Source organism: Pseudothauera hydrothermalis (assembly GCF_003345255.1).
Classification (GTDB): domain Bacteria; phylum Pseudomonadota; class Gammaproteobacteria; order Burkholderiales; family Rhodocyclaceae; genus Pseudothauera; species Pseudothauera hydrothermalis.
In genome coordinates this window covers 670,017-686,319 of the sequence record NZ_CP029331.1, presented here as the reverse complement: position 1 = coordinate 686,319, position 16,303 = coordinate 670,017, and the positions used below count along the sequence as shown (strand labels likewise).

Annotated in this window: 15 protein-coding genes; 6 read left to right on the top strand and 9 right to left on the bottom strand. The window is 63.0% G+C overall.

Annotated elements, in window-relative coordinates; all coding sequences use genetic code 11:
* Positions 1-87 precede the first annotated feature (87 nt).
* The 3 genes from yajC (at position 88) to secF (ending at position 3,315) form a co-directional block, all read left to right on the top strand.
* Positions 88-411, top strand: a complete 324-nt coding sequence (gene yajC, locus DIE29_RS03375; RefSeq protein WP_102040961.1) for a preprotein translocase subunit YajC — start codon at positions 88-90, stop codon at positions 409-411.
* A gap of 96 nt (positions 412-507) precedes the next feature.
* Positions 508-2,361, top strand: a complete 1,854-nt coding sequence (secD, locus tag DIE29_RS03370; RefSeq protein ID WP_114649228.1) for a protein translocase subunit SecD — start codon at positions 508-510, stop codon at positions 2,359-2,361.
* A 21-nt stretch (positions 2,362-2,382) separates the two neighbouring features.
* Positions 2,383-3,315 (top strand): protein translocase subunit SecF, encoded by a 933-nt coding sequence (secF, locus tag DIE29_RS03365; RefSeq protein WP_108079618.1) that lies wholly within the window; start codon positions 2,383-2,385, stop codon positions 3,313-3,315.
* A 72-nt stretch (positions 3,316-3,387) separates the two neighbouring features.
* Here the strand turns inward: secF and DIE29_RS03360 are convergent, their stop codons facing one another.
* The 9 genes from DIE29_RS03360 to ftsY form a co-directional block, all read right to left on the bottom strand.
* On the bottom strand, positions 3,388-3,705 hold the full coding sequence (locus tag DIE29_RS03360) for a DUF2322 family protein (protein ID WP_102040958.1): 318 nt from the start codon (positions 3,703-3,705) through the stop codon (positions 3,388-3,390).
* 126 nt (positions 3,706-3,831) lie between these two features.
* Complete coding sequence (purB, locus tag DIE29_RS03355) at positions 3,832-5,199, bottom strand: adenylosuccinate lyase (protein ID WP_114649227.1); 1,368 nt, start codon at positions 5,197-5,199, stop codon at positions 3,832-3,834.
* A 232-nt stretch (positions 5,200-5,431) separates the two neighbouring features.
* The gene (locus tag DIE29_RS03350) at positions 5,432-5,743 is read right to left on the bottom strand and encodes a hypothetical protein (RefSeq protein WP_114649226.1); all 312 of its coding nucleotides are present in this window, start codon (positions 5,741-5,743) and stop codon (positions 5,432-5,434) included.
* 147 nt (positions 5,744-5,890) lie between these two features.
* Complete coding sequence (locus DIE29_RS03345; protein WP_114649225.1) at positions 5,891-7,759, bottom strand: ABC transporter ATP-binding protein; 1,869 nt, start codon at positions 7,757-7,759, stop codon at positions 5,891-5,893.
* Between the two features lie 110 nt (positions 7,760-7,869).
* Positions 7,870-9,429, bottom strand: coding sequence for an alkyl hydroperoxide reductase subunit F (gene ahpF, locus DIE29_RS03340; protein ID WP_114649224.1), 1,560 nt, complete (start codon positions 9,427-9,429; stop codon positions 7,870-7,872).
* 124 nt (positions 9,430-9,553) lie between these two features.
* Positions 9,554-10,117, bottom strand: a complete 564-nt coding sequence (gene ahpC, locus DIE29_RS03335; protein ID WP_114649223.1) for an alkyl hydroperoxide reductase subunit C — start codon at positions 10,115-10,117, stop codon at positions 9,554-9,556.
* 172 nt (positions 10,118-10,289) lie between these two features.
* Complete coding sequence (gene ftsX, locus DIE29_RS03330) at positions 10,290-11,186, bottom strand: permease-like cell division protein FtsX (RefSeq protein ID WP_114649222.1); 897 nt, start codon at positions 11,184-11,186, stop codon at positions 10,290-10,292.
* Entirely contained in the window at positions 11,183-11,845 is a 663-nt protein-coding gene (locus DIE29_RS03325; RefSeq protein ID WP_114649221.1) for a cell division ATP-binding protein FtsE, read from the bottom strand. Before DIE29_RS03325 ends, ftsX begins: the two co-directional genes overlap by 4 nt.
* Positions 11,842-12,936, bottom strand: coding sequence for a signal recognition particle-docking protein FtsY (gene ftsY / locus DIE29_RS03320; RefSeq protein ID WP_418333209.1), 1,095 nt, complete (start codon positions 12,934-12,936; stop codon positions 11,842-11,844). Before ftsY ends, DIE29_RS03325 begins: the two co-directional genes overlap by 4 nt.
* Before the next feature lie 77 nt (positions 12,937-13,013).
* Here ftsY and DIE29_RS03315 point away from each other — a divergent pair, with 77 nt between their 5' ends.
* From DIE29_RS03315 to rsmD, 3 genes are read left to right on the top strand one after another with little or no spacing between them, the layout of a single operon-like run.
* Positions 13,014-14,390 carry a M16 family metallopeptidase gene (locus DIE29_RS03315; protein WP_114649220.1) on the top strand — a complete coding sequence of 459 codons (1,377 nt, stop codon included), beginning with the start codon at positions 13,014-13,016 and terminating at the stop codon, positions 14,388-14,390.
* Between the two features lie 8 nt (positions 14,391-14,398).
* Positions 14,399-15,748, top strand: a complete 1,350-nt coding sequence (locus DIE29_RS03310; RefSeq protein WP_418333299.1) for a M16 family metallopeptidase — start codon at positions 14,399-14,401, stop codon at positions 15,746-15,748.
* Positions 15,745-16,284: a 16S rRNA (guanine(966)-N(2))-methyltransferase RsmD gene (gene rsmD / locus DIE29_RS03305; protein ID WP_114649218.1), complete on the top strand. Its 540-nt coding sequence runs from the start codon at positions 15,745-15,747 to the stop codon at positions 16,282-16,284. The genes DIE29_RS03310 and rsmD overlap by 4 nt, the downstream gene beginning before the upstream one ends.
* The last annotated feature ends 19 nt before the right edge of the window (positions 16,285-16,303 follow it).

Here is a 16,303-nt window from a genome sequence, read left to right as displayed (position 1 = left end):
TCGCAGTGACCAGCGGACCGTGTCCGCCGGCACGTCCGGGCCGTGCTGCTATAATCCGCTATTTGTTGTCAATTTCTGGAGTATAACGTGCTGATTTCCAACGCTTACGCCCAGGCGGCCGACGGCGCTGCCCAAAACAGCTTCATGGGTTTGCTGCCGTTGATCCTGATGTTCGTGGTGTTGTGGTTCCTGATGATCCGCCCACAAATGAAACGCGCCAAGGAACACAAAGCCATGGTCGAGGCGCTGGCCAAGGGCGATGAAGTGGTCACCGGCGGTGGCATTGCCGGCCGCGTCACCGAAGTGGGCGACACTTTCGTGCAGCTCGAAATCGCTCCCAACACCGTAGTGGCGGTGCAAAAGCAAGCGGTTGCCACGGTTCTGCCCAAAGGCACCCTGAAGGCACTCTAATCGCCTCGCCCCGACCGGCCCCTTGCGGGCCGGCCGTTTTTCTGGGTCCCGCCGCACTGCGGCCTGCATCACTGCTTCTTTGCTCACTTCGCCCCCATGAATCGCTACCCGCTGTGGAAAAACCTGTTAATCGGCTTGATCCTGTTATGGGGTCTGGTCTACACCCTGCCCAACTTCTACGGCGAAGTCCCCGCCGTGCAGATTTCCAGCGGCAAGGCCACGGTCAAGCTGGATGCCGCGCAGATCGGCAGCCGCATCGAGGAAGCCTTGCGCGCAGCCGGCATTCCGCACACCGGACGCTTTGCGGACGACAATAGCCTGCGCTTTCGGTTTGCCGACACCGAAGATCAGATCCGCGCGCGCGACGTGATCGAAAGCACCCTCAACCCGGATCCGCAGGATCCGTCCTACATCGTTGCGCTCAACCTGCTGTCGGCTTCACCCAACTGGCTCACCCGTATCCACGCGCTGCCGATGTATCTGGGCCTAGACCTGCGCGGTGGGGTGCACTTCCTGTTGCAGGTCGACATGCCCGGCGCGCTGACCAAACGCCTGGACGCCACCGCAGGAGACCTGCGCACCCTGATGCGCGACCGCGGGGTGCGCCATGCTGGCATCAGCCGCGAAGGCAACACCGTGCAGTTGCGCTTTCGGGATGCGGCGCAACGCGAAGCCGCGCGCAACGCGATTCTGAGCGCCACTACCGATCTGCAATTGACCGACCGCGACGATGGCGCGGACGACTTCAAACTGATCGCCACACTGACCGCGCAAGCTCAGCAGACGATGCGCGATTTTGCGATCAAGCAGAACATCACCACTTTGCACAACCGCATCAACGAACTCGGCGTAGCCGAGCCGGTGATCCAACAGCAAGGAGCCGACCGCATCGTGGTGCAATTGCCCGGTGTGCAGGACGTAGCCAAGGCCAAGGACATCCTCGGTCGCACCGCCACGCTGGAAGTGCGCATGGTGGATGACACCCCCGGCGCGCTGGAGGCCGCGCTGGCCGGCAATGTGCCGTTCGGCACCGAGCTCTACACCGAGCGCGGCGGCCTGCCGCTTTTGGTCAAGCGTCAGGTGGTGCTCACCGGGGACCGCCTGACCGACGCCCAGCCCGGTTTCGACGGCCAGACCAACGAACCGGCGGTGCATCTGACCCTGGATGCGGCCGGCGCGCGCATCTTCCGCGACATCACACGCGAGAACGTCGGCAAGCGCATGGCCATCCTGCTGATCGAAAAAGGCAAGGGCGAGGTGGTTACCGCGCCGGTGATCCGCACCGAGATCGGCGGCGGCCGGGTGCAGATTTCCGGGCGCATGACCACCACCGAAGCCAATGACATCGCCCTGCTGCTGCGCGCCGGCAGTCTGGCGGCACCGATGGAAATCATCGAGGAGCGCACCGTCGGCCCCAGCCTGGGCGCCGAAAACATCGCCAAAGGCTCCAACTCGGTGGTCTGGGGTTTCGTGGCGATCGCGGTGTTCATGATCGTCTACTACACCCTGTTCGGCCTGGTGTCGGTGATCGCGCTGGTCTGCAACCTGATGTTGCTGGTGGCCCTGCTGTCGCTGCTTCAAGCCACGCTCACCCTGCCCGGCATCGCCGCGATGGCGCTGACCCTGGGTATGGCCATCGACGCCAACGTGCTGATCAACGAGCGCATCCGCGAAGAGCTGCGTAACGGCGCCACGCCGCAGGCAGCCATTGCCGCCGGCTACGACCGCGCCTTCGACACCATTCTCGACTCCAACATCACCACCCTGATCGCCGGCATCGCCCTGCTGGTGTTCGGCTCCGGTCCGGTACGCGGTTTTGCGGTGGTGCACTGCCTGGGCATTCTCACCTCGATGTTCAGCGCGGTCACGGTGTCACGCATGATGATCAACCTGATCTACGGCCGCCAACGCAAGGTGGCGAAGCTGCACATTGGCCTGCCGGCCAATTGAGCAAAGGGACGGCACACAACCATGGAATTTTTCCGCCAACGAAATGACATCCCCTTCATGCGCCATGCGCTGAAGTTCAACATCATCTCGACGCTGGTCTTTGTCCTCGCGGTGTTTTTCATCGCGGTACGCGGACTGAATCTGTCGGTGGAATTCACCGGCGGCACGCTGATCGAAGTCGGCTACCCCGAGCCGCCGCGCCTGGAGGACATCCGCCAGGCGTTGAGCAAGGACGGCTACCCGGATGCGCAGGTGCAGAATTTTGGCAGCGCGCGCGAGATCCTGATCCGCATGCCCAACCGTGAGGATCTGGACACCTCACGCATCTCGGAGCGGGTCATGGCCACGCTCGGCGCGGTCTCCGGCCCCGCGCCCGAGTTGCGGCGGGTGGAGTTCGTCGGCCCGCAAGTCGGCAAGGAGCTGGCCAGCGACGGTGCGATGGCGCTGCTATTGGTGATCTTCGGCATCATGGCTTACTTGGCAATGCGCTTCGAATGGCGCTTTTCGGTATCGGCCATCGTCGCCAACCTGCACGACGTGATCATCATCATCGGTTTCTTCGCCGCTTTTCAGTGGGAATTCTCACTCCCGGTGCTGGCGGCAGTGCTGGCAGTGCTGGGGTATTCGGTCAACGAGTCGGTGGTGGTGTTCGACCGGGTGCGCGAAACCTTCAAGAAAAAGCGCAACATGAGCACCCCGCAGGTGCTCGATCATGCCATCACCGCAATGATCTCGCGCACCGTGATCACCCATGGCTCGACCATGATGATGGTGCTGGCGATGCTGATCTTCGGCGGCGAAACCCTGTACTACTTTGCTTTGGCGCTGACCGTCGGCATCATGTTCGGCATCTATTCGTCGATTTTCGTCGCCAGCCCGCTGGTGATGTGGCTGGGGGTGTCGCGCGAGCAGTTCGTCAAGCCGAAGAAGGACAAGGAAGAAGCAGTGGTCTGAGAACCACATTGCGCAGACGACAAGGGCGCCCTGCGGCGCCCTTCCTTTTTGGCACAACCCGAAAAAAACGGCTCAAACTGCAAAAATCTGTTTGACCTTGAGGGTTTCGTCGCGCTCGATCAGCGCGATCAAACGATCGATGTTCGGGTGTTTGCCCGGATTGGCATGCGCATCGGCGGTATGCTCGGCATAGATCTCCAAGCCGCGCGCCGCGGCATCCGGCCCGATGGCGCCATACAACTGGGCCAGGTGGTTATAAACCGCCAGGGAACCCGCTTGGCCGGGTTTGTTTTCGATGCGGCCGACCACCGCACCTTCGGCGTCGATCAACTCAATAGCTGCCAGATGGGACACCCCAGGCAGTTGCTTCAGATTTTCTGCAAAAGTCATGCTTGCTTCTCTTGATTGACAAAAAGGCCGCGCCGGACCAGCCCAGCCCGACACCGCCCGCCTTACGCCGCGGCGCGGGTCGCGGCCTGCGTGGCCTGTCCGTCGCCGCAGCAACAATTGGAATCGTCAAATACGGCGCGCCAATTCCTCGGCTTTGCCGGTATAGCTCGCCGGCGTCATCGCCAGCAGACGCTCGCGCGCCTCGGCCGGAATGGCCAGCGTGCGGATGAACGCATGCAGCGCCTCGCGGGTAATGCCTTTGCCGCGGGTCATAGCTTTGAGCTGTTCGTAAGGGTTTTCCAGCCCATAACGGCGCATCACGGTTTGCACCGGCTCGGCGAGCACTTCCCAGCACTCGGCCAAATCCGCCGCCAGACGCTCCGGATCGGCTTCCAGCTTGTTCAAGCCGCGCAAGCAGCTATCCAGCGCCAACACGGTATGACCGAAAGCCACGCCCATATTGCGCAGCACGGTGGAGTCGGTCAAATCGCGCTGCATGCGGGAGATCGGCAATTTGTCGGAAAAATGCCGCAGCACCGCATTGGCCACGCCCAGATTGCCCTCGGCGTTTTCAAAGTCGATCGGGTTGACCTTGTGCGGCATGGTGGAGGAACCAACCTCACCCTCTTTGAGCTTCTGCTTGAAGTAGCCCAACGAGATATACATCCAAATGTCGCGGCAGGCGTCGATGAGCATGGTGTTGGCGCGCGCGATGGCGTCGAACAATTCGGCCATCGTGTCATGCGGTTCGATCTGAATGGTGTAGGGGTTGAACGCCAGGCCCAGCGACTCGATGAACCGGCGGTTGAAGCCTTCCCAGTCGAATTCCGGCCAAGCCGACAGATGGGCATTGTAATTGCCGACCGCGCCGTTGAATTTGGCAGTCAGTGAGACCGCGGCAATCTGCGCGCGCGCGCGCATCAGGCGGGCAGCGATGTTGGCCAGCTCCTTGCCCAGCGTGGTCGGGCTGGCCGGTTGCCCGTGGGTACGCGAGAGCATGGGCAGCGCAGCCAATTCGTGAGCGAGCCCACGGACGCGCTCGATCACTGCATCCAGCGCGGGCAACAGCACCGCATCGCGCCCTTCCTTGAGCATCAGCGCATGCGAAGTGTTGTTGATGTCCTCGGAGGTGCAGGCGAAATGGATGAATTCGGACACCTTCATCACTTCGGGGTTGTGTCCCAGGCGCTTTTTCAGCCAATATTCCATGGCCTTGACGTCATGGTTGGTCGTAGCTTCGATGGCCTTTACCGCCTCACTGTCGGCAGGCGCAAAATCCGCCACCACCGCATCCAGTTCGGCCACGGTGGCCGGCGAGAACGGAGTGATTTCAGCGAGTGCCGGCTCGGCCGCCAGCGCCTTGAGCCATTCGACTTCGACCCGCACCCGGTTGCGGATCAGACCATGCTCGGAAAAATGGTCGCGCAGCGCGGACACCTTGGCGTGGTAGCGGCCGTCGAGCGGGGATAAGGCGGTGAGAGCGAAAGCGGACATGTGCGGTCTTCCGGAAAAAGGGTGGTATTTTACCCTTCACCAGGCCGCCAAAGGCAGCCGAGCAGACCGGCGAGGACGAGCGCCCGTGATAGCGCGCCGCGACCGGGCCGGTCAAATCGATAGACGAAGAAGCAAGCCATGCCCGGCGTGCTGCATTGAGCGGCCCTGTCCTGCGCGTGGCAGCGATGGGTCGGCTCGCCCCTGACACTGACCGGATGCGACTGCTTTTACCTCACCAAGCTCTGGCGCCAAAGCGGTAATCCCTGAATGCAGGCCGCGATGCCGCCGAGTCGGGTCCGCTTGCTTGTGTGGCTTGCGCCGCCGGCAACACCGCCGGTTCGGGCGGGCTGAGCAGCTCCCTCAGGCGCAGGATCAGCACCAGTAATTCTTCGTCTGCGGCCTGATCTTCCAATTCGGCCAGACGCTGACGCATATAGTCCGGGTCACGACTCAAGCGCGCCAGGTCCACCGACTGATTCAACTGGCGGCGTACCTGCAACTTCAAACGCGCCATGAGGCGAGGCAGTTCATAAGAGTCAGCCATGTTGTTTCTCCTAGTGGACAGCCCGCCCCAAGCGAAAAGCATGCCGAACAATATTTTCTTTTATTTCATACACTTAAAATAAAACCATACCGACATATCGAGCTTTTCTGGTGCATTCCGGGCGCAGTTTTGGTGCATTGCAGCAATTCAGCCCAGCGCAGAGGCGTCCTCCACCACATCGTCGCCCAGAAAACCGCCGCTTTGGTGCGCCCACAGGCGCGCATACAGCCCACCACGGGCAAGCAGGCTGCGATGATCGCCCTCCTCGACGATCCGCCCGCCGTCCATGACGATCAGGCGGTCCATCGCGGCGATGGTCGACAGCCGATGGGCAATTGCCACCACCGTTTTACCTTCCATCAGACGGTATAGGCTGGCCTGGATGGCCGCCTCCACCTCCGAATCCAGCGCACTGGTGGCTTCATCCAGCAACAGGATGGGGGCATCTTTGAGCATGACGCGTGCAATGGCAATGCGCTGACGCTGCCCGCCGGACAGTTTCACACCCCGTTCGCCCACATGGGCGTCATAACCACGCCGACCTTTAGGATCGGTCAGGCCAAGGATGAAATCATGCGCCTCGGCACGGCGGGCCGCGGCGATCATCTGCGCCTCGGTGGCATCCGGCCGGCCGTAAAGGATGTTGTCGCGCACCGAACGGTGTAACAAGGAAGTGTCCTGAGTCACCATGCCGATGGCCGCACGCAGACTTTCCTGGGTGACCGTGGCGATATCCTGACCGTCGATCAAGATGCGCCCGCCGGTCACATCATGAAAGCGCAGCAACAGGTTCACCAGCGTGGACTTGCCCGCCCCGGAACGCCCCACCAGGCCGATTTTCTCGCCCGGGCGGATGAGCAAGGAAAAGTCCTCGATGACCCGGCGTGCGCCTTCGCCCTCGGCGCCGTAGGCAAAGCTCACATGCTCGAAGCGGATTTCGCCGCGGGATACACAAAGCGCAGGCGCCGCCGGACGGTCCACAACGGTGGCCGGGCGCGACAAGGTATTGATACCGTCCTGCACGGTGCCGACGTTCTCGAACAGCGCCGCGGTCTCCCACATCACCCAGTGGGACATGCCATTGAGCCGCAAGGCCATTGCGGTGGCGGCCGCCACCGCGCCGATGCCCACTTCGGCTGCCGACCACAACCACAAGGCCACACCCGCGGTGGCAAGGATCAACAACATGGACAGCGTGTGATTGACGATTTCGATGCCGCTCACCAGACGCATCTGCCCGTGCACCGTGTGCATAAACTCCTTCATCGCCGCGCGCGCGTAGCCAGCTTCGCGCCCTGCATGCGAAAACAGCTTCACCGTGGCGATGTTGGTGTACGCATCGGTAATCCGCCCGGTCATCAACGCACGGGCGTCGGCCTGTGCGCGTGAAACCTTGGCCAGCCGCGGCACGAACCAGCGCAATGCCAGCACGTAGAGCACCAGCCAACCGAGAAAAGGCAGCATCAGCCAAAGGTCGAAGCCGCCCACCACGGCCACCATGGTGACGAAATAGATCACCACAAAGACCAGGATGTCGGTCATGATCAGGCAACTGTCACGCACCGCCAGCGCGGTCTGCATGACCTTGGCCGACACCCGCCCGGCGAACTCATCCTGGAAGAAGCTCATACTCTGGCCGAGGAGCAAACGGTGATAGTTCCAACGCAGACGCATCGGAAAGTTCCCCGCCAGCGATTGATGCTTGAGCATGGTTTGCAGCGCCACCAGAACGATACTGCCCAGGATGAGGCCAGCCAGCATCGATAGTCGTGCGCCTTCCTCGGCCCACAGCCGTGCCGGCTCCACCGCGGCGAGCCAATCCACCACCCGCCCAAGCATGGCAAACAGCAACGCCTCGAACACGCCAATGGCTGCAGTAAGCAGCATCATGCCCAAAATATACGGCCGCATACCCTCAGTGGCCGCCCACAGGAAAGCAAAAAAGCCCCGTGGTGCGGCACGGGGCGGGGCCTCGGGATAAGGATCGACGCGGCGCTCGAACCATTCGAAAAGCACGAAAGATCTCCCAAAACATGACTGACCGCGACCGCCCCCGCCGCGGAATGCATCCAGAAAATACAAAAGCCCCGCTCGCGGCGGGGCGTTCGGCCAGCAGCCAAGCCGACTCAGGCCACCGGCGCGCTGCTGCGGATCAGGTGATCGAAGGCCGACAGCGCGGCTTTGGCCCCTTCACCCATGGCGATGACGATCTGCTTGTAGGGCACCGTGGTGCAATCGCCGGCGGCAAACACCCCGGAGACGCTGGTCTGCCCTTTGGCGTCGACGACCACCTCGCCAAAGCGTGTCAGCTCCAGCGTGCCCTTGAGAAAATCGGTGTTGGGCAATAGACCGATCTGCACAAAAACGCCTTCCAGCTCGATGCGCTGCATTTGGCCCGACAGCCGGTCTTTATACACCAGTCCGTTGACTTTGTCGGTGCCAGTGACTTCGGTGGTCTGCGCGTTTTTGATCACCGTGACATTGGGCAGACTGTAGAGCTTTTTCTGCAACACCGCATCGGCACGCAGGGTGTCGGCAAATTCCAGCAAGGTGACATGCGCGACCACGCCCGCCAAGTCGATAGCCGCCTCCACGCCCGAGTTGCCGCCACCGATCACCGCCACGCGCTTGCCTTTGAACAACGGGCCGTCGCAGTGCGGGCAATACGCCACACCCTTGCCGCGGAATTCTTTCTCGCCCGGCACATTCATCTCGCGCCAGCGCGCGCCGGTGGCAATGATCACCGCCTTGGCCTGGAGTACCGCGCCGTTTTCCAACTGCACTTGGTGCAGATTTTCCCCTGGCACCAAGGCCGCCACCCGCTGCAGATTCATCACGTCGACCTCATACTCCTTGACGTGCTCCTCCAGGCTGGCAACCAGCTTCGGCCCCTCGGTGTACTTCACCGAGATGAAGTTTTCGATGCCCAGGGTATCCATGACCTGGCCGCCGAAACGCTCGGCCACCACGCCGGTACGGATGCCTTTGCGCGCCGCGTAGATCGCCGCCGCCGCACCGGCCGGGCCGCCGCCGATCACCAGCACATCGAAGGCTGGCTTTTCCGAGAGCTTTTTGGCATCGCGGGCCGCTGCACCGCTGTCGACCTTGGCAAGAATTTCCGCCAGCTCCATGCGCCCTTGACCGAACTCCTGGCCGTTCAAATACACCGTCGGCACCGCCATGATCTGACGCGCCTCCACTTCAGACTGGAACAGCGCCCCGTCGATCATGGTGTGACGGATATTCGGATTGAGAATAGCCATCAGGTTCAGCGCCTGCACCACGTCCGGGCAATTGTGGCAAGACAGCGATACATAGGTCTCGAAGTTGAATTCGCCTTCGAGCTGCTTGATCTGTTCGATCACTTCCGGATCGACCTTTGGCGGATAACCGGCCGACTGCAGCAACGCAAGGATCAGCGAGGTAAATTCGTGCCCCATCGGCAAACCGGCAAAACGCACACGCGCCTCGCTACCGCGCGGGCCGACGGTAAACGACGGCTTGCGCTCATCGTCGTCGCGGCGTTCGATCAGGGTGATCAACTTGGACTGCTCCACCACGTCATGCAGCAGTTCCAGCATTTCATGCGATTTGGGGCTGTCGTCGAGCGACGCCACGATCTCGATCGGCTGCGTCACCCGTTCCAAGTAGGCTTTCAGTTGAGTCTTGATATTGGCGTCCAGCATGACGATTACTTCCCTTTATGAGATGGGCGCAGCAACGCCGCTGCCCGATACAACACAGCCGGCACGAGGCCGGCTGCGTAACTTGCCTCCCAGGCCGCGCGGCCCGGGCTAATAGCGCCAAACCTCAGATCTTGCCGACCAAGTCGATCGACGGGGCCAGGGTCTTTTCGCCTTCCTTCCACTTGGCCGGGCAGACTTCATTCGGGTGAGACGCCACGTATTGGGCGGCCTTGAGCTTACGAACGGTCTCGGACACATCCCGCGCGATGGCGTTGTCGTGCACCTCCATGGTCTTGATCACGCCGTCCGGGTTGACGATGAACGTACCGCGCAGCGCCAAGCCCTCTTCGTCGATATGCACATCGAAGGCGCGGGTCAGCTGGTGAGTCGGATCGCCGACCAGGGCAAACTGAGCCTTACCAACCGCGGGGGAGGTTTCATGCCACACTTTGTGCGAGAAATGGGTGTCGGTGGTGATGACATACACCTCGGCACCGGCCTTTTGGAATTCGGCATAGTGCTCGGCGGCATCTTCGATCTCGGTGGGGCAGTTGAAGGTGAAGGCCGCCGGCATGAAGATCAGCACGGACCACTTGCCCTTCAGGTCGGCATCGGTCACCTCGATGAACTTGCCATTTTTGAAAGCCTGGGCTTTGAAAGGTTTGACCTGGGTATTGATCAGAGACATTTGCTTTCCTCCGTTAGGTTGGTGAGCGACTGCGGTTGAAACTTTAGGACTTGAATTCTACGCAGCGATGATGAATCACTCTAATTGATTGTGGGGATCATCGCCATTGATGCAACCTATCGATAATCAACGGCTGCATCGTCAGTTTCAACTAGGGACGAATCGCGGGATTTCAATCCCAGGCCAGGTGGCGCCGAACCGAAATGGCGCTCCCCAGCCAGCCCAACAGCACAGCGAAGCCCAAAATCGCCAAGCTTTCGGGCCAGCCCGGACCGGACAAACGAAACACCGCGCCGTAAGTTTGTGCCAATTCGGCGACCGGCGCGCGCAGCGCCAGTACCACCGCCCAAACCACCCCCAACGCCACCGCACCGCCCAGCAACCCCTGCAGCCCACCAAACCAGTAAAACGGCCGCCGGATGAAGGCGTCGGTTGCGCCCAGCAGGCGGCTTACGGCAATTTCCGCACGCTGGGTGAGAATCTGCAACCGAATGGTGTTGAAGGTGACGATGACCAACGCCACGCCTAGCAGTGCCGCCAACACCAGCACCGCCGACTTGCCCAAGGTCAGCAAGGCATGCAGCCGCTTGACCCATGCCGAATCGAGCTGCACATGGGCCACCGCAGGCCATGCGCGCGCCTCGCTGGCCAACGCCTCGAACGAGGCGGGATCTTCACTGGCCGGCACCAGCACGAAAGCATCCGGCAGCGGATTGGTCTGCAGGCCACTCAATACGTCGCCCAGTCCGCTCTGAGCCAATTGCGCCAGCGCCTGGTCGCGCGGCACAAAGCGATAGCGCGCCACCCGGCTGTCAGCCTTCAGCCGCCGGTCGATATCATCGATTGCGGGCGGACCGGCTTGCGGCGCCATGAACACACTGATCTCGGGCACCCCGGACACCCCACGGGCCAGCCCCGCCAGATTGTCTAGCAGCAGATACGCCCCGGCCGGCAGCGACAGGGCTATACCGATGACCAACGCCGACAGCAGCGTACCCAACGGTTGCGCAAACAGGCGCGCACAAGCCTGGACGAACGCCCGCCCATGCAGGTAGAGCCAATGGATCATGCCGCCCCCTCCACCAGCACACCTTTGTGCAACACCAAGCGGCGCGGACGGCTGGCCGCGAACAGCGTCGCATCGTGGGTCGACACCACCACGGTAACCCCGGCGCTGTTGAAGGAGCGGAACAACTCGGCGATCTCGTGCGCGTAATCCGGATCGAGGTGAGCCGTGGGTTCGTCCGCGATCAAGATCGACGGGCGGTTGACGATGGCGCGCGCAATGGCCACGCATTGCTGTTCGCCGCCCGACAATCCTGCGGGCATTTCGCGCTCGCGCCCGGCCAGTCCCACACGCTCCAGCGCCGCCGACACCCGCTTGGCGGCGTCCCGCGGCGGGTGACCGGTGATGACCAGAGGCAGCATCACGTTGTCAAACACATTGCGGTCATAGAGCAGACGAGATTCCTGCAACACCAGACCGAGGTTACGCCGCAAATAGGGAATGGCCCGCGCCGGCATGTGCGATACATCCTGCCCATTGATACGCACCCTGCCGGCGGTGGGCCGCTCGATCACCGGGATGAGCTTGAGCAGGGTGCTTTTGCCCGCACCCGAATGGCCGGAGAGCACGATCAGTTCTCCGTGGCGGATCTCGAAGCTCACCCCCGCGAGCGCGGTGTAGCCGCCCGCGTAGCGCTTGGAGACTTGCTCGAAGACGATCATGCGTCGGCGTCGTGGCGCACGCCGGGGACTGGCGCGAACAGCGCGTCGACGAACTCGCGGGCGCGAAAAGGTTGCAGGTCGTCGATGCCCTCGCCCACACCGATGAAACGCAGCGCTTTGGGGCACTGACGCGCAATGGCCGCCACCACCCCGCCCTTGGCGGTGCCGTCGAGTTTGGTCAGCACCAGACCGGTCACGCCAATCGCGCCGTCAAAAGCCTTGACCTGGGCGAGCGCGTTTTGCCCGATGTTGGCATCGAGCACCAAAAGCACCTCGTGCGGCGCAGACGGGTCGGCCTTGGCGATCACCCGGCGCACCTTGGCGATTTCCTCCATCAAGTGCAACTGGGTGGGCAAGCGGCCAGCGGTGTCGGCCAGCACCACATCGATCTTGCGCGCACGGGCGGCATTGATGGCATCGAAGATCACCGCCGCCGCGTCGCCGCCGTCCTGCGCGATCACGGTGACATGATTGCGCTCGCCCCAGGTGACCAGCTGCTCGCGCGCCGCGGCACGGAAGGTGTCGCCGGCGGCTAACAGCACGCTCTTGCCTTGGGCCTGGAAATACTTGGCCAGCTTGCCGATCGAGGTGGTCTTTCCGGCGCCATTGACGCCAGCGATCATGATGATGAAGGGGCGATGTCCCTCCACTTGCAGCGGCTGCTCGAGCGGAGCCAGCATATCCCGCAGTGCGTCAGCCAGAGCCTGCTGCAGCTCCTCGGCAGTTTCAAGCTTGTCGCGCTTCCAGCGCCGGCGCAGTTCATCGAGCAAGTGGGTGGTGGCCTCCACACCGCAGTCGGCCATCAGTAGCGTCGTTTCCAGCTCCTCGAGCAGATCTTCATCGATCTTGCGACGATCGAACAGGCTGGACAGCCCACCGCTGAACTGCGCGCGGGTACGGGACAGGCCGGCCTTGAGGCGCTCGGCCCAAGACGGACGCGGCGCAGCGTCGGCATCAGCTTGCGCCTGCGCGGCAGCCGGCGTGTCGGTGCCGTTGGGCTTGCCGGATTTTTTCAGGAAACCAAACATGGGCTCTCGGGTCAGATGGGCGTTCAAGGCCCGGCCGCGCAAGTCTTCCGAAGAGGCTATCATGCTGCGCCAGGCCATTTCCGGCGCTGCGTCCAGACCGCCGGGACCGGGACAAATTCTATCAGATGCAGGACATTCCCATGCTTTGCAAGCCTCTTTCCACCGTCGGCGTGCTCGCCGCCCTGGCCGTCGCCACCCTGGGTGCCGCGCCAGCCGCGGCCAATCCCTTCGAAACCACGCTGGACAACGGCTTGAAGGTCATCGTCAAGGAAGACCGCCGCGCACCGTCGGTGGTCCACATGGTGTGGTATCGCGTTGGCGCCATGGATGAGCCGCAAGGCGTCTCCGGGGTGGCCCATGTGCTCGAACACATGATGTTCAAAGGTACCCGCGAAGTCGGCCCCGGCGAGTTCAACAAGCGCGTGGCCGCAGTTGGCGGACGCGACAATGCCTTCACCAGCCGCGACTACACCGCCTACTTCCAGCAGGTGCCACCGGCACACTTGGGCACGGTGATGGCGCTGGAGGCCGACCGCATGATCAACCTGCAGATCACCGATGAGGAGTTCGCCCGCGAACTCGAGGTCGTCAAGGAAGAACGGCGACTGCGTACCGACGACAATCCGCGTGCGCTGGTTCATGAACAACTGATGGCGACTGCGTTGCAGGCCCACCCCTACCGCCGCCCGGTGATCGGCTGGATGACCGACCTCGAATCCATGCGCGCGGATGACGCCCGCACCTGGTACCGCAACTGGTATGCGCCCAACAACGCCTGGCTGGTGGTCGTGGGCGACGTCGACCACCGCGAAGTCTTTGAACTGGCGCGCCGCCACTACGGCCCGATTGCGGCACGCGAACTGCCCGCCCGCCGCATCCCCGGCGAGCCCGCCCAGCGCGGCCCGCGCCAAACCACAGTACAAGCGCCGGCGGAACTGCCTTATGTGTCGCTTGCCTGGCAGGTGCCGGCTTTGCGTAATCCGGCAACCGACCGTCAGGCGTTTGCGTTGGAAGTGCTTGCCGCGGTCCTTTCCGGCCATGACGGCGCTCGGCTGCCGCGCCGCCTGGTGCGCGAGCGGCGCCTGGCGGTGTCGGCCAGCGCCGGCTATGACGGCAGCGGCCGCGGACCGGCGCTGTTCTACCTCGATGGCGCGCCCGCCCCCGGCCACAGCCCCGACGAACTTGTAGCGGCCTTGCGCGAAGAGCTCGACCGCATTGCCCGCGAAGGCATCGACGAGGAGGAGTTGCGCCGGGTCAAAACACAGGCGGTGGCAGCCCACGTCTACAAACGCGACTCGTTGATGGGACAGGCGATGGAGATCGGTTTTCTGGAAAGCGCCGGCCTGTCCTGGCGCGACGACGACGCCCTGCTGGAGGGCTTACGCAGTGTCACCGCTGCCGAAGTGCAAGCGGTGGCCCGCGAACTCTTTAGCGACCGCACGCTCACCACCGCCCGCCTGGACCCCTTGCCCATGAGCGAGCGCCGCCCCGCCTCCCTGACCGGACTGAGACACTGATGAGCACCATGCAGACCCTGAGCCATTCCCTACTTCGCAGCTTCGCCGCAGCCATGGCCCTGCTCGCCATGCCCTCGGTCCAGGCCGGCCCGAAAATTCAGCACTGGGTGGCCGACACCGGCGCGCGGGTGTATTTCGTGGAAAGCCGTGCACTGCCAATGGTCGATATTCAGATCAGCTTTGCGGCCGGCAGCGCTTATGATCCGGCCGACCGTGCCGGCCTCGCCGCGCTGACCCGCAGTCTGCTCGAGGCCGGCACCGCCGAACTGGACGAACAGACCATCGCCGAGCGCAGCGCTGACATCGGCGCACAAATCGGCGGCGGCGTCGATCAGGACCGCGCCAGCTTAACGGTGCGCACCCTCTCTTCTGCGGCCGAACGCAACGCCGCGGTCGCATTGGCAGCCGAGCTGCTCGCTGCCCCGACCTTTCCCCAGTCTGTGCTCGAACGCGAACGTGCACGCAGCATCGCCGCGCTGCGCGAAGCACTAACCCAGCCCGCCAGCCTGGCCGAACGCAGTTTCACCGCGGCAATCTTTGGCGATCATCCCTATGGACGCCTAAGCACCGAAGCCTCGCTTTCATCCATCACTCGCGAGGATCTGCTGCGCTTTCATCGGCAGCATTATGTCGCCCGAGGCGCCTCGGTGGCGATCGTCGGCGATGTCTCACGGGCAGAGGCGGCAGTACTGGCCGAACGCTTGACCAAGAATCTGCCCGCAGGCGAACCGGCCGCAGCACTGCCTGCCCCCACCCAGCCCGAGCGCCGCAGCATTCGCATCGACCACCCAGCCGCGCAGGCGCATCTTCTCCTCGGCCTGCCCGGCATGGCGCGCCAAGACCCGGACTACTTTCCTTTGCTGGTGGGCAACTATGTGCTTGGCGGCGGCGGGTTTGTATCGCGCCTGACCCGCGAAGTACGTGAAAAGCGCGGCTACGCCTATAGCGTGTATAGCTATTTTTCGCCTCAGCGCGTGGCCGGCCCGTTCCAGATTGGCCTACAAACCCGTGGTGCCCAAGCGGCCGATGCGCTCGCGGTGGTCGAGCAGACGCTGGCCGAATTCATCGCTGCCGGCCCCACTGCGGAAGAACTGCAGGCCGCGCGCGACAACCTGATCAACGGCTTCGGCTTGCGCCTGGATTCAAACCGCAAAATCCTCGACCATGTGGCAATGATCGGCTTCTACCAACTGCCGCTCGACTGGCTGGACACTTATCCACAGCAGGTCGCCGCGGTCACCGCCGAAGCGGTGCGCGATGCCTTCGCCCGCCGGGTGCGGCCGGAACATCTGGTCACGGTCATTGTCGGCGGTAGCGGCGACACCGAGCGCACCGCAGACATCGGCAGCGCCCAATGAGCCGGGTACGTATCGTCGGCGGACAATGGCGCTCCCGGCTCATCGAGGTTGCCCCGGTCCGCGGACTGCGCCCCACGCCGGACCGGGTACGCGAAACACTGTTCAACTGGCTGGGGCAGAAACTCGACGGCCTCGACTGCCTCGACTTGTTTGCCGGCAGCGGCATCCTTGGCTTCGAGGCGGCCTCACGCGGCGCGCGCGGGGTGACCCTGGTCGAGCGCGATCCACGCGCCTTCGCAGCCCTGCAGCAGACCCAAAAAACCCTGCTGGCCGCGCAAGTAGAGTTGCTTTGCGGCGATGCGGTAAAATTTCTACAGTCGACGTCACGCAGGTTCGATGTCGTGTTCCTCGACCCGCCATACCATCAAGGCTGGCTCGAACGGATCGAACCCTTGCTCGACCGCGTACTGCAGCCGGACGGCTGGCTCTACGTCGAAGCCGAAGCACCGCTTGCAGGGCTGGCCGGGTGGCCCACCGTCAAACAAGGGCGCGCCGGGCAGGTGCATTTTCATCTGATGCGAGGACATCCAGTTTGAGACACGGCAAGGTGGTGTA